The following is a 14,226-nucleotide window of genomic DNA, read 5'->3' as shown; positions in this document are numbered from 1 at the left end:
AACTTGTATTCTCCTCCTTGTCCTAAATTACCTTCAATTTACACGAACGAGTGCAAAAAGAAAAGCCAAAGATTGGCAGGCAGGTTGTCCATATTTATAGCCATAATTCAAAATTAGAATTTAGAACAAATTAATGAAATAGAAAGCAATTAGGAAGGAATGTCTATATGAACAAAAAACTTATTGACTGGCCTACTTTTATTGGAGCACTAATTATTTTGCTAAGTGTTTCACTACCATTAATTACCTTTCCAGAAGCCGGGGCAAATGTCATTAATATCATCAATAACTATATTACTGGAAAATTTGGTGTCCTCTTTCTAGCCCTAGGTCTATTCACTTTAATCTTTATGTTATATATTGCCTTCAGTAAGTATGGGAAAATAAAATTAGGAAAACGAGGAACAGAAAAAGAGTTTGGATCTTTTTCATGGGCAGCAATGCTCTTTTCTGCTGGAATAGGCTCTAGTATTTTATACTGGGGAATGATTGAATGGGCTTATTATTATCAGGGTCCGCCCTTTGGTATAGAGCCAATGACAAAGGAAGCGATAGAATTAGCCGCGACCTATGGAATTTTCCACTGGGGTCCGATTGCTTGGGCAATCTATACACTCCCGGCCCTACCAATTGCTTATTTCTATTATGTGAGGAAAAATCCAGTACTAAAAATAAGTTCGGCCACAAAGCCTGTTATCGGCAAGCTCGCAGATGGTCCAGTAGGAGTGCTAATTGATATTCTCTTCATCTTCGGACTATTAGGTGGTGCAGGAACAACTCTCGCTCTAGGAGCACCAATGATTGCAGAAGGTGTTAGCCATATTACAGGTATTCCGGTTACCCTCTTCTCACAGGCGGGTATCATGGTCCTATGCACATTAATTTTTGCAATAAGTGCCTACTCTGGATTAAATAAAGGAATAAAAATATTAAGTGATATTAATCTATGGCTTGCCATTTTCATTCTAGTGTTTATCTTCGTTTTTGGTCCTACCGTATTTATAAGTGAATCCACCTTTACCAGCTTAGGTGTTCTTATGGACAATTTCTTTCATATGGCAACTTGGTTAGAACCGTTAGCAGCATTTGAAGCATATCCTGAGACAAGGTTTCCCGAGACATGGACTGTATTTTACTGGGCATGGTGGGTTGTTTACGCTCCATTTGTAGGATTATTTGTAGCAAGAATTTCTTATGGGAGAACGATTAAAGAGATGATATTAGGAACGCTAATTTATGGAACACTGGGCTGTATTATGTTCTTTGGAATCCTAGGGAACTTCGGATTATACTTACAATTATCTGGTTCTTTTGATGTTATCGGTCATATGAATACGTTTGGGGCACCAGCAACAATTATTGCTATTTTAAATCAATTACCTATTTCGGGATTCATTGTACTAATGTTTACCATATTAGCGATTATCTTTCTATCCACTACCTTCGACTCTGCTTCCTATATATTAGCTGCAGTAGTACAAAAGCATGTACCCGGCGGGGAAGCATTGCGATGGAATCGTTTATTTTGGGCTTTTACATTATTAATCCTTCCTCTTGTACTCATGTTCATCGGCGATTTAGAAGCACTACAGACCGCTAGTATTGTAGCGGGTTTTCCCGTCATGTTTATTATGCTTTTACTTGCCATATCCTTTGTAAAAGCTTGCGGAAGTGATTTACGAGCATCAAAGGAATATCGTTCTCCTACAATTTATATAGATCGTAGAACCATTCAGAAAAAGGATAAATAAAAAGTAGAGGAAGAAACGTGGACTTCCTCTACATTCTATTTTTCACCTTTAAAACTTAATTCAATTAATAACGAACGGAAGCATTCACATCGATTAGTCCATAACGTACATCTCTTCCAACACCATTCATATAAACGGCTGTATTCTGAATAGCAGCTCGGACTTGCGTGTTATTTCTTCCTTGACCAGTAAGTAATGCTGCTTGACCAGCAACATGTGGCGCTGCCATGGAAGTACCTGACATATAGACATAGCGATTACCTGGATAAGTAGAGGCAATATCAACACCCGGAGCCATTACATCTACCCAGGTTCCCCAGTTTGAAAAGTTTGCCTTAACATTTCTAGAATCAACTGCACCAACAGCTATTACATTAGAATAGGAAGCTGGTTCAAATGTCGTGCTAACACCATCATTTCCAGCAGCAGCGACCAGAACAGCACCGTTATTCCAGGCATAATTCACGGCATTTTGTAAGGTTTGAGTATGACAGTCACATCCAAGAGAAAGGTTAATCACCTCTGCCCCAGCATCTGTTGCATAAATAATACCATCAGCAATATTAGCTAACGTTCCATTTCCTCTAGCATCCAGTACACGAACAGCTAATATTTTTGTATTAGGTGCCATACCTGCTATTCCTATCCCATTGTTCGTCCCCGCTGCAGCAATACCAGCTACATGAGTGCCATGACCATTTTGATCACTCGGGTTCCAATCATTTTGCACAAAATCATACCCTCGAATAACTTTCCCAGCTAAATCAGGATGATTATAATCTACACCAGTATCTAGTACAGCTATCTCTTGATTGGAGCTTCCCCGAGCAACATCCCATGCTAAATGCGCATTGGTGTTAAATAAGCCATACTGGTAAATAGGGCTAAAATACGGATCATCTGGTGTCCAGGTCGCTGATAGAATGTAGTTCGGCTCTGCATACTCAACATCTGGATGATCACTTAAAGCCTTTACTACAGCCTCTACACTCTCTACCTCCAGTACGGAGAAAGGCGATTTTACTGCATTCACATCTGCTTTCACTTTAGCATTCACCGTTTCTAGCACACTGATTTTCTGATTTTCCGTAACATGCTCTTTAAACTTTACAATTACCTCATCTTTCACATACTCCCCACTAGAGGAAACTTGAGTGCTATTCGTAACCTTCTCTAAATTCCCATCATCCGCTGCTGCACTTCCCACCATAGGAAATAGTAAAACAAGCACCGCAATAACAATACTACCTAACCAAGATTTTCTCATGAAACTCCTCCTCTCAAATGTACGATAAAGTATACTTCGAGAATATAAGTTTCATTATGAGTACTCCTTACTAAAAAAGTTGGGAAACAGAAGGAAATTTAGATTCTAAGTTGCAGGTCTATATGACTAAAAAATAATAAAACATGCATAAAAGTTTTTCACCAAATTGCCCATACTAAAAGTAGACTCAAGATGGTGGTGAAGTTAATTACAAATGGAATATAAAAAGGATTTTATCAAACTTCTAGACACGACCATTTATTGTGAATCTGTTATTCACAATAAACCAACTATCGTACTCATTCATGGGTTTGTGGCTTCGTCTTATACATTTAATCGTTTAAAACCACTACTCGCACAAAATTACTCGGTAATTACATTAGATTTACCCGGATTTGGTAAAAGTGAAAAATCTACTACGTTTACATATTCATTTAAAAACTATGCCAGTCTTGTGCTTCAATGTTTAGATTATTTTCAGATTAAAGAAGCACATATTGCTGGTCATTCAATGGGTGGACAAATTGCGTTATACACTGCAAAAATGGATCCCAGTCGCGTGAAGAAGCTTATTTTAATAGGGAGCTCTGGGTACTTGCCTCGAGCGAAAAGTTACCTAATCTATAGCTCCTATCTCCCTTTCTCTCATGTTATCGCAAGGCGAAAGATTAATTCACAAAGTGTAGTACGAAATTTAAAGAATGTCTTCTATAATCATTCCTTAATTACGGCTGACCAAATAGAGGAATATGGTAGACCGCTTCAAGATAAGAATTTCCCTAAATCATTAATTAGATTATTACGTCATCGCGAGGGAGATTTATGTACGGAACAGTTAAAAAAAATACAGACTCCTACACTACTTCTCTGGGGAAAAGAAGATAGGGTCGTACCACTAACGATAGGTAAAAAACTCACCCAAGATCTACCGAACGCTAAGTTGATCGTTTATGAAAAGGCAGGGCATTTAATTACCGAAGAAAAACCACAACAACTTTATGAGCAGATTATTTCTTTTACAGAGGAGTGAATGCAAATAGAAACAGTATTTCCCCTATAATAGCCCACTACCTTTATTTAAAATTGCATAATCTGATAGTAGAAAATTTTAAAAGTATGGGGGGATGTCTATGGCATCGAAAAGGAAATTACCAAGCCACTTCGATATTGATATGACCCCATTACACGATTTTATGAGAAACCTAGATTCCTTCTTTAATCATTCCTTTAAACAAATGAATGAACACTTTCACTTTAATCCATTCTGGTTAGATGTAAAGGAACATAATACCCACTTCACCATTGAAGCGGATCTTAAAGGCTACAATAAAGACCAAATACAGATCGAAGTGGCAGGTAACCGAATTCGAATAGCTGTACAGGATTATCATATGATGGATCAAAAAGATACGAAAAAACAGTACAGGGAAACCCAACAACGTTATTCTAAGAAAGAACGCGTTATATCATTACCATTTGACATACCGAAAAAGGACATCAAGGCTTCCTTTAATAAGGATAGGTTGAACATAACCATTCCCAAACCAAAAACGGATCATAGGTTTATCGAAATTGAAGATTCATAATCATTACTTGGATTCGGCACATAGATATAGTCGAGTCCTTTTGATTGTACAAGAGGAGTGATGAAGAATTTGTCCGTAATACGAACAGATAAATGGCTAGAGAAGTCATATAACACACCAGAACTGATATTCAAGAAGCTTTCTCCTTACTTTGACCATTTATATCCTAAAGTTATCGCTAACCTCCTAATACAGAATGGAATGTATCAAAAGCCAGAGCCAGAATCGGAAGATTTATTAAAGAAGCTTCAACATAATAAGATCTGGGGAATAGTGAAACAGGAGGAACGATATCTAAAACAGGAATGGGAAGGCCCAAACTTGCCAATATTTATTTTCCCTTCTAATTCTTACAATCGTAAAATTAGGGAACATTATAATGGAAGAACCGGCCTCGCATTTCAAGATAAACTATTTTTATTTATATCTACTAAAACGACAAAAGAAGAAGTAAAAGCCCTATTCACCCATGAATATCATCATGCATGTAGACTATTACACGATCAAAAAAATGATGAAGACTATTCGTTATTAGATGTTATTATTCTAGAAGGATTAGCAGAAAATGCAGTTTATGAAAGATTTGGTAGAGAGCCGTTAGCCCCATGGACTTCCTATTACTCTGATTCAGAATTAGAGGATCTATGGTACAAAGTAATACTTCCAAATAAGGATTTGCCAAAGACCTCTAGGAAGGCTATTCAACTTTTATATGGAAAAAGCAATTATCCAAATATGATTGGGTATTGTGTAGGATATTATTTAGTTAAACAATATATTAGAAAAAATGGTAGATTAAGCAGAGATTTAATCCGTATTCCATCTGAAGAATTTGTACTCGATAACTAACATATAGGCAAATAAAATGTTTACCTAATATCTAGGTATCTATCCCAAACAAAAAGAATGAGCTTTCATATAGTATTAACAAACACTAAATAAACAGTGTTTTTAACTAAGGAGATATCCTTAGATTAATTGAAAAAGTACGTTAGGAGGGATGTAGAATGTCATTCGGATACGGTTGTGGTTATGGCGGCGGTTACGGCTACGGCGGAGGATATGGCTACGGCGGTGGTTTTGCGCTGATTGTCGTACTATTTATTCTTCTAATCATCGTAGGTGCTGCTTGGCTATAATAAAGGAAATACCTTCTGGACTACAATTAGGCGGGGATCTGATCCCCGTCCAGGTAGTTAAGGTTTAGGTTTATAAACGAAAAACTATATTTCTTCTAAGTTTAATGGCCATGAGGTGGGCCAATTGTTCAAATATAGCGAATAAAAGTATCCCTTTCAATAAGGGATATTTTTTTGTTTAGCTAGAAATATATACCACCTCTCCCCCTCAATTTACTAATTCCTCCAATATCATCCACTACATCCATGAAAAAGACAAATCTTCTTGAACTTTTTGTGAAGTATTTCTCAATCCATTGTAATATTTATTACAGCGTAATAAGATATGGTTGCAGCACTTTGTGAATAAAAACACAAATTTGTCCATTTTATGAACAGTTAACTAGCTAGAAAGGAGCAAGAAAAATGAAAATCAAATTGGCATTTATTTCATTTGCTATATTGATCACAACAATATTAGCTGGCTGTGAACCATTATTAGTTCTAGATCCAAAAGGACCACAAGCAGAAACAACAGCTAATGTAATATGGTTATCCATTTTTACTATGGCAGTAATTGTTATTGTAGTTATTGCAATGCTAGTCATCATGCTATTTAAATATCGAGCGAGTAAGCAATCAGAGGATTATGAGCCTCCTCATATTGAAGGAAATCCAATTGTAGAAGGACTTATTATCGGGATTCCCGTATTAATCGTTATTTTCCTTTCTATAGTGTCGGTAAAATCAACCTATGAAGTAGAAAGTGTTCCAGAAGGTTATGAGAATCAAGAACCGATGATTATCTATGCTGCTTCATCTAACTGGAAATGGCATTTCAGCTATCCAGAACAAGATATTGAGACATTAAATTATGTCATTTTACCAACGCATCGTCCAGTTGAATTCCGTTTGTATTCCTATGGACCAATTACAAGCTTCTGGATTCCACAGCTTGCTGGGCAAAAATATGCCATGGCAGATATGGTTACAAAGATTAATATTGTAGCCGAGGTCCCAGGAGATTACCCAGGTCGTAATTCCAACTTTAGTGGAAAAGGATTTGCTGAAAATACATTTACTGCGACGGCGTTATCACCGAGTGAGTTTGATAAATGGGTTGAAGACATCCATTCAACCGCTGAACCTCTAACTGAAGAGAAGTTCGATGAATTATTAGAACCTGGACACCTTGGACAAATGACCTTCACGGGTACTCATTTAGAATTTAATCCAGCTCCTGAAGGTGAGCATGCTGGACATCAACATCATCAAGGTTCCAGTGAAGACCATGATGATCATGAAGAACATGAAAATCATGAAGACCATTCCAATCACTAGAAAAAAAATTGATGAGTTAATTGTATGAAATTAAACAGAAATTCTCGAGAGGAGTTAACATAATGGAATTTTTTGATCGATTTGCCGTCCCCCATCCAAGCCCATTAATCTATGCATCAATGGTTGCAATTGGACTAACACTAATTGCCATTGTTGTTGGTATTACGTACTTTAAAAAATGGGGTTACTTGTGGCGTGAATGGTTAACCACTGTTGACCATAAACGAATCGGTATTATGTACATGATATCCGCATTATTAATGTTATTCCGTGGTGGAGCAGATGCTGTCATGATGCGTCTGCAAACTGCAGTTCCAGATAATACATTTCTAGATGCACAGCACTATAATGAAGTATTTACGACACATGGTGTTGTCATGATTTTCTTCATGGCAATGGCATTTGTTATTGGTTTAATGAACTTCGTTGTACCACTACAAATTGGTGCACGTGACGTTGCATTCCCACGTCTAAATGCGATCAGTTTCTGGTTATATTTTGCGGGAGCAATGCTATTTAACATCTCCTTTGTTGTTGGTGGTTCTCCAGATGCAGGTTGGACGAATTATTTCCCACTTGCAGGCACCGACTATAGTGAATCAGTGGGTGTTAACTATTACATGTGGTCTCTGCAAATTTCAGGTATTGGTACGTTAATGACAGGGATTAACTTTATCGTAACCATTTTGAAAATGAGAGCACCTGGCATGAAACTGATGAAAATGCCAATGTTTACTTGGTCTGCATTAATCACAAACGTTATTATTGTTTTTGCTTTCCCGGTACTAACAATAGCACTATTAATGGGTACCTTTGACCGTCAGTTCGGTACACATTTCTTTGCATCAACAAATGGTGGAATGGATATGCTTTGGGCCAACCTATTCTGGGTATGGGGACACCCTGAAGTATATATCTTGATACTCCCTGCCTTTGGTATTTATAGTGAGATTATTTCTACTTTCTCACAGCGTAATCTTTATGGTTACAAATCAATGGTCGGTTCGATGGTAATTATCTCGTTCCTATCATTCTTAGTTTGGGTTCACCATTTCTTTACCATGGGTCATGGAGCAATGGTAAATAGTATTTTCTCTATTACGACTATGGCTATTGCCGTTCCAACAGGGATAAAAATCTTTAACTGGCTATTAACTATGTGGAAAGGTAAAATTCGTTTCACCGTTCCAATGCTTTATTCTCTAGGGTTTATTCCATTATTCACAATTGGTGGAGTAACTGGTGTTATGCTTGCAATTGCAAGTGCAGACTACCAATATCACAATACGATGTTCCTAGTTGCTCACTTCCATAACGTGATTATTCCTGGTGTCGTATTCGCAATGTTAGCTGGTCTTACCTACTGGTGGCCGAAGATGTTCGGATTTATGCTTAATGAACGAATCGGAAAATGGGGCTTCTGGTTCCTATCTATCGGTTTCTGTTTCGCATTCTTCCCAATGTACATTACAGGACTAGACGGTCAAGCACGTCGTATGTACACATACTCTGAAGCAGCTGGATTTGGTCCATTAAACTTACTTTCCTTCTTTGGTGCAGGATTAATGGCGATTGCATTCGTGCTTATTGTATACAACGTATACTATAGCTTCCGTAACGCACCAAGAAATGTAGGGCAAGATCCATGGAATGCACGTTCACTTGAATGGGCAACTCCTAACCCAGTTCCGGAGTATAACTTTGCTGTAACACCAGTCGTTAACTCATCAGAAGCATTCTGGGATTCGAAGAAAAACGGACATACCTTATTTAAAGATAAAATCACAAAAATTCATATGCCGAATAATAGTGGATTGCCAATCATTATGGCGGGATTATTCTTTATACTTGGATTCTCCTTTGTCTTTAGCATTTGGGTTGGTGTCATTATTGCACTACTAGGAATTCTTGGTACTATGGCCTATCGATCATTCGAAATTGACCATGGTCACTATATTCCTGAAGAAGAAATTAAAGAAACAGAAAATAAATACGGAGGTGCTAAATAATGAAAATCGATCACTCGCAACCTCTTGAATATGGTACGCATCAGAACCAAATGAACATCCTAGGTTTTTGGATATTCTTAGGTGCTGAAATCATGTTATTTGGTACACTGTTTGCATCGTACTTCACTTTAGAAAACGGTGTTGGTAATGGTCCATCTGGTGCAGACATTTTTGAAATAACTCCTGTATTAATGGAAACCATTATTCTATTAACTAGTAGTTTTACAATTGGTCTTGCAACACATGCCATGCGTATAAATCATAAAAAAGCTACCATTACATTCTTAGCTATTACCCTACTACTAGGGTTATCATTCTTAAGTGTTGAAATTTACGAGTTTATTCATTATTACCATGTTGGGGCAACCCTTCAAACAAGTGCATTTACAGCGATTCTATTAACAACATTAGGGACACACGGTGCCCACGTTACGTTCGGTTTATTTTGGGGATTATTCATCCTTCTCCAAATTAAAAAGCGTGGATTCACACCGGAAACAACCAACAAGTCGTTTATCTTTTCCCTTTATTGGCATTTTCTAGATGTAGTTTGGATTTTCATCTTTAGCTTCATCTATTTGAAAGGAATGATGTAAACATGAAAGAATTATTTCCAGCAAAACAAGTGATAGGCTTTGTCTTTTCCTTAATCCTTACTGCTGTTGCGCTAACTGTTTACTTCCTTGACATGTCATTTGAGGTTGGTATGACGATACTATTAATAACAGCATTTACCCAAGCTGCGCTCCAATTAGTCTTCTTTATGCACGCTGGGGAATCTGAAGATAAGAATATGATCTATACCAATGTTTATTATGGAATTGCGATTGCATTAGTTACCATATTTGGGACATTGTTAACATTAATTTGGGGTTATATGTAAGAGAAGTGTTTGAATCCTAAAGCTAAATATTTATAACAGAAAAGAAGCTCTGTCTTATGACAGAGCTTCTTCTTTATTGTGCGGATGGTTCTGCTTATTTTTCTCCACTACTTCTTCCGTAGCAACTAGGAATATCCCCATAATGAAAATAAATACGCCGCCCATTACAACACCTAATCCAATCCCTGTTAACCATGCGTAACCGCTTCCAAAGAACCCATACAGAAAAGAAATGACACCTATTGTAATTAATGCACCACAAAGAATACTAATCGTTCTAACAATTTTCGCAGAATTTATCATAATAAATCCCCCTTCTATCTTATATTATTCACATCGTTCACAAATTTGTCAAATTTATTTCAAATTAAGAGAATCGCCTTTTTTAGTTATTGTTTGTACAAATAGCTCACTCCTTCTTCACAAGTTGTACATATTCTATTGTGAAATTCATTTTATCGAAAAGGAGTGAACTATTTTGATAAATTATTCTATTTCCCAATTGGTTAAACGAAACGAAAGAAAAATAGACCAAACATTACGAGAAACCTTACTAAATTTTTATCAACCATTTCATTCTATCCCTACTATTCTGCACAAGCCACTTGAGAATAACCTGAAGAAATATAAAAATTACTCCGTCGTAATTGAATTTGAGCCCCAATCGTATGAACACGGAATAAAAGATATTAAAACCACCAATTGCAAAAATCTCAAAGAATTTCCTATGATTACTTGCTGTTCAGCAAAAATGTCATTAAACAACCTTGAACAATTACTTGATAATTGTAAAGCAATTAAAAAGGTATATCATGACCGAGAATTCACAGCACTACTAGATGTAGCTACCCCATCAATAGGATCGAGTACACTTCATCAATCAGAATATACCGGGCTTGGTAAGACGATAGCTATTATCGACACCGGTATACATCCACACGATGATATAAAGGATCGTATTACGGGTTTTATAGACCTAATTGGTGGCAAAAAAGAGCCTTATGATGATAACGGACACGGTACCCACTGTGCTGGAGATGCAGCAGGAAATGGCTTATCCTCCATTAATAGAAAGTATGAAGCACCCGCACCCGAAGCTAAACTGGTTGGTGTGAAGGTGCTTGATAAGAGAGGTGCAGGATCTTTATCAACTGTAATTCAGGGCATTCAATGGTGTACGCAAAACAAAGAGCAATACAACATAGATATAATTTCCCTCTCTCTAGGCTCAGAGGCAATTGAATCAGCCAGTGATGATCCAGTAGTGCAGGCAGTTGAAAAAGCTTGGGAAAATGGAATTGTCGTTTGTGCAGCGGCAGGAAACTCCGGTCCCAGAAATGGTACAATAGCTAGTCCAGGAATAAGTCCTGCAGTCATTACCGTTGGTGCAATTAATGACAATAACACGATAGACCGTTCGGACGACACTGTTGCTGAATTTTCAAGTCGAGGACCAACCATCGATAATTTTATAAAACCTGATTTAGTGCTACCAGGTGTTAATATAGTATCACTTAGAGCACCTGGGTCTTATCTGGACCGGGCTAATCGATTTGCTAGAGTTGGTTCAAACTATTTTTCCCTATCTGGTACCTCTATGGCGACACCGATATGTGCTGGGGTCGTTGCGCAATTACTTCAAAAAGAACCCTACCTTACCCCAGATCAAGTAAAGGATAAATTACTCATGGCATGCACTGATATGGGACAACCACCTACTGTTCAAGGATACGGATACTTGAATGCAGTAAATTTACTACATTAACCCTCCTTCTATCTGAACTACTTTAGGTATCTGCAAGGATAAAGATTTAGCAGATACCTATTTTTATTAAAAATTGTTTGTATTTTGCGAAACCTGCGATACAATAATAACGTATAATAGGTAATCGGAGTTTTAAATCTACAGATAGGATGATGCATATGACATTATTTGGAGTTGATATCCAAACCATTTATTTAACAACACTTATCATATCTGGATGTCTAATTGTTCTTTATATCTTTTTTGGGGACGTGTTAGATGCTGTTAGTGAAGGGATACCCTTCCTTAATCCCACTCTTATACTAGCCTTTTTTGTTTTCCTTTCTTCATCTGGTTATGTTCTGGAATTAGTAACATCCATCTCAAGTTTAGTAATACTCCTAATCTCTATAAGCTTCGCATTAATAATGGATGTATTATTAAATTTCTTCGTATTAATTCCTCTTGCATCAGCCGAAGAATCATTAGTTCTAACAGAGGAATCACTTAAAGGACGAGTAGGAAAAATTATTATCTCCATACCAGAAGATGGATTTGGAGAGGTTGTAATTGATGGTAAAGGTGGCATGATTACAAGACCCGCAGCAAGTTATGAAAACACGCCTATCCCAGAAGGAACCGAAGTATTAATACTGAATAGTCAAGAGCGCGTTTTATATGTCGTCCCATATGATTTAGAATCCGAGTTGTCTTAGTCTAATACGGGATATCCGTGTTAAATAATTTTTAGGGGGAACGTTAATGGAAGAATTAGTCAACGGAGTGACGATTATTATTGCAATTGCCGTCTTTCTTGTCATTGCACTTATCGGGGTATTTATTAAGAAGTACCGTACAGCTGGGCCAGATGAAGCACTTATCGTTACTGGTAGTTATTTAGGAAATGGGAAGACGGTACATACAGATGAATCTGGAAACAAAATTAAAATTATTCGTGGTGGCGGTACGTTTGTACTTCCGGTATTCCAACAGGCAGAGCAACTAAGCCTATTATCAAGTAAAATAGATGTTACAACTCCTGAGGTCTATACGGAGCAAGGTGTACCCGTTATGGCTGATGGTACTGCTATTATAAAAATTGGTGGAACTATTAATGAAATCGCTACTGCTGCAGAACAATTCTTAGGTAAGACAAAAGAGGATCGAGAAAATGAAGCCAAAGAAGTTCTAGAAGGACATTTACGTTCCATTCTTGGTTCTATGACTGTAGAAGAAATCTATAAAAACCGTGAAAAATTCTCACAAGAAGTACAACGCGTTGCATCTCAAGATTTAGCTAAGATGGGATTAAACATCGTTTCCTTCACAATCAAAGATGTTCGAGACAAAAATGGATACTTAGAATCATTAGGTAAACCTCGAATCGCACAAGTAAAGCGTGATGCAGACATTGCTACTGCAGATGCAGAGAAAGAAACACGTATAAAACAAGCAGAGGCTTCTAAAGAAGCGAAAAAAGCTGAACTAGAACGTGCAACTGAAATTGCAGAAGCAGAAAAAGAAAATCAATTAAAAACAGCAGAATATCGACGTGAACAAGATATAGCTAAAGCACGTGCTGACCAAGCATATGATTTAGAAACAGCTCGTGCACAACAAGAAGTAACAGAGCAAGAAATGCAAATTAGAATTATCGAACGTCAGAAACAAATTGAACTAGAAGAGAAAGAAATTCTTCGTAGAGAAAAACAATATGATTCAGAAGTTAAGAAAAAAGCAGATGCGGACCGTTATGCAGTTGAGCAGGCAGCAATCGCTGAGAAGGCTAAGCAAATTGCTGCAGCTGATGCTAATCAATATAGAATCGAATCTCAAGCGAAAGCAGATGCGGAAAAAGTTCGTGTGGATGGTTTAGCTAAAGCAGAAGCGCAACGTGCACAAGGTGAGTCAGAAGCAGATGTTATTCGTCTTAAAGGTCTTGCAGAAGCAGAAGCTAAACGAAAGATTGCCGAAGCATTTGAACAATACGGTCAAGCGGCGATTCTTGATATGGTTATCCGTATGCTTCCTGAATATGCGAAAGAGATTGCTAGTCCACTAGGAAACATTGATAAGATTACCGTTGTTGATACTGGTGGAAATGGTAAAGATGGTGGTGCAAACAAAGTTACAGGCTATGCAACAGACTTAATGGCATCATTACAAGAAACCCTTAAAGCATCCTCTGGTATTGATGTTAAGGAACTACTAGAAGGATTAGTCGGCACCAATAAACTGACTATTGCCGATCGAGATGGACTCTCTTTTGAACTAACTGAAACAGATAATCCATCCAAGAAATCCGTAGATAATGTCGAGGAAGAAGTTTCTAATTAGTACAAGGTTTCTCAGAAAGCTTTTAATATTTAAAACTAAGGTTAACCCCGTACAAGTGTTAATGTCGTACGGGGTTATTTTTATAAATACAAAAAAGCTTATTTTATTTACACTCCAAAACTGAATCCTTTAACTTTTATACTCTTGCTGTTTTTCTTCTTCTACCACAACCACATGTTTTCTTTACTCT

General features: G+C 37.3%; 14 protein-coding genes. 12 read left to right on the top strand and 2 right to left on the bottom strand.

Annotated elements, in window-relative coordinates; genetic code table 11:
* Positions 1-167: 167 nt before the first annotated feature.
* Positions 168-1,751: a BCCT family transporter gene (locus ACSKT4_RS00910; protein ID WP_186870136.1), complete on the top strand. Its 1,584-nt coding sequence runs from the start codon at positions 168-170 to the stop codon at positions 1,749-1,751.
* A 64-nt stretch (positions 1,752-1,815) separates the two neighbouring features.
* Here ACSKT4_RS00910 and ACSKT4_RS00905 read toward each other — a convergent pair whose 3' ends face one another.
* Positions 1,816-3,018 (bottom strand): S8 family peptidase, encoded by a 1,203-nt coding sequence (locus tag ACSKT4_RS00905; RefSeq protein ID WP_186870135.1) that lies wholly within the window; start codon positions 3,016-3,018, stop codon positions 1,816-1,818.
* A gap of 214 nt (positions 3,019-3,232) precedes the next feature.
* Here ACSKT4_RS00905 and ACSKT4_RS00900 point away from each other — a divergent pair, with 214 nt between their 5' ends.
* From ACSKT4_RS00900 to qoxD, 8 genes are all read left to right on the top strand, one after another.
* A complete protein-coding gene (locus ACSKT4_RS00900) occupies positions 3,233-4,048 on the top strand; it encodes an alpha/beta fold hydrolase (protein ID WP_186870134.1) in 816 nt (271 codons plus the stop codon).
* A 100-nt stretch (positions 4,049-4,148) separates the two neighbouring features.
* Entirely contained in the window at positions 4,149-4,604 is a 456-nt protein-coding gene (locus tag ACSKT4_RS00895; RefSeq protein ID WP_186870133.1) for an Hsp20/alpha crystallin family protein, read from the top strand.
* A gap of 69 nt (positions 4,605-4,673) precedes the next feature.
* Positions 4,674-5,453, top strand: coding sequence for a DUF2268 domain-containing putative Zn-dependent protease (locus ACSKT4_RS00890; protein WP_186870132.1), 780 nt, complete (start codon positions 4,674-4,676; stop codon positions 5,451-5,453).
* 158 nt (positions 5,454-5,611) lie between these two features.
* Positions 5,612-5,743, top strand: a complete 132-nt coding sequence (locus tag ACSKT4_RS00885; protein ID WP_186870131.1) for a YjcZ family sporulation protein — start codon at positions 5,612-5,614, stop codon at positions 5,741-5,743.
* Between the two features lie 405 nt (positions 5,744-6,148).
* Positions 6,149-7,063 carry a cytochrome aa3 quinol oxidase subunit II gene (qoxA, locus tag ACSKT4_RS00880; RefSeq protein ID WP_211741600.1) on the top strand — a complete coding sequence of 305 codons (915 nt, stop codon included), beginning with the start codon at positions 6,149-6,151 and terminating at the stop codon, positions 7,061-7,063.
* Positions 7,064-7,125: 62 nt separating this feature from the next.
* Positions 7,126-9,072, top strand: coding sequence for a cytochrome aa3 quinol oxidase subunit I (qoxB, locus tag ACSKT4_RS00875; RefSeq protein ID WP_186870129.1), 1,947 nt, complete (start codon positions 7,126-7,128; stop codon positions 9,070-9,072).
* Positions 9,072-9,668, top strand: a complete 597-nt coding sequence (locus tag ACSKT4_RS00870; protein ID WP_186870128.1) for a cytochrome (ubi)quinol oxidase subunit III — start codon at positions 9,072-9,074, stop codon at positions 9,666-9,668. Before qoxB ends, ACSKT4_RS00870 begins: the two co-directional genes overlap by 1 nt.
* Positions 9,669-9,670: 2 nt before the next feature.
* Positions 9,671-9,955, top strand: a complete 285-nt coding sequence (gene qoxD / locus ACSKT4_RS00865) for a cytochrome aa3 quinol oxidase subunit IV (RefSeq protein WP_186870127.1) — start codon at positions 9,671-9,673, stop codon at positions 9,953-9,955.
* 54 nt (positions 9,956-10,009) lie between these two features.
* Here qoxD and ACSKT4_RS00860 read toward each other — a convergent pair whose 3' ends face one another.
* Positions 10,010-10,258 carry a hypothetical protein gene (locus ACSKT4_RS00860; protein ID WP_211741601.1) on the bottom strand — a complete coding sequence of 83 codons (249 nt, stop codon included), beginning with the start codon at positions 10,256-10,258 and terminating at the stop codon, positions 10,010-10,012.
* Positions 10,259-10,433: 175 nt separating this feature from the next.
* Here ACSKT4_RS00860 and ACSKT4_RS00855 point away from each other — a divergent pair, with 175 nt between their 5' ends.
* From ACSKT4_RS00855 to ACSKT4_RS00845, 3 genes are all read left to right on the top strand, one after another.
* A complete protein-coding gene (locus tag ACSKT4_RS00855) occupies positions 10,434-11,720 on the top strand; it encodes a S8 family peptidase (protein ID WP_211741602.1) in 1,287 nt (428 codons plus the stop codon).
* A 158-nt stretch (positions 11,721-11,878) separates the two neighbouring features.
* Positions 11,879-12,415, top strand: coding sequence for an NfeD family membrane protein (locus ACSKT4_RS00850; protein ID WP_186870124.1), 537 nt, complete (start codon positions 11,879-11,881; stop codon positions 12,413-12,415).
* A gap of 46 nt (positions 12,416-12,461) precedes the next feature.
* Positions 12,462-14,036 (top strand): flotillin family protein, encoded by a 1,575-nt coding sequence (locus tag ACSKT4_RS00845; RefSeq protein ID WP_186870123.1) that lies wholly within the window; start codon positions 12,462-12,464, stop codon positions 14,034-14,036.
* The last annotated feature ends 190 nt before the right edge of the window (positions 14,037-14,226 follow it).

This window comes from Ornithinibacillus liuyingii, assembly GCF_055550225.1.
Note: the sequence above shows the minus strand (reverse complement) of the source record. Positions and strands in the feature narration are given on the sequence as shown.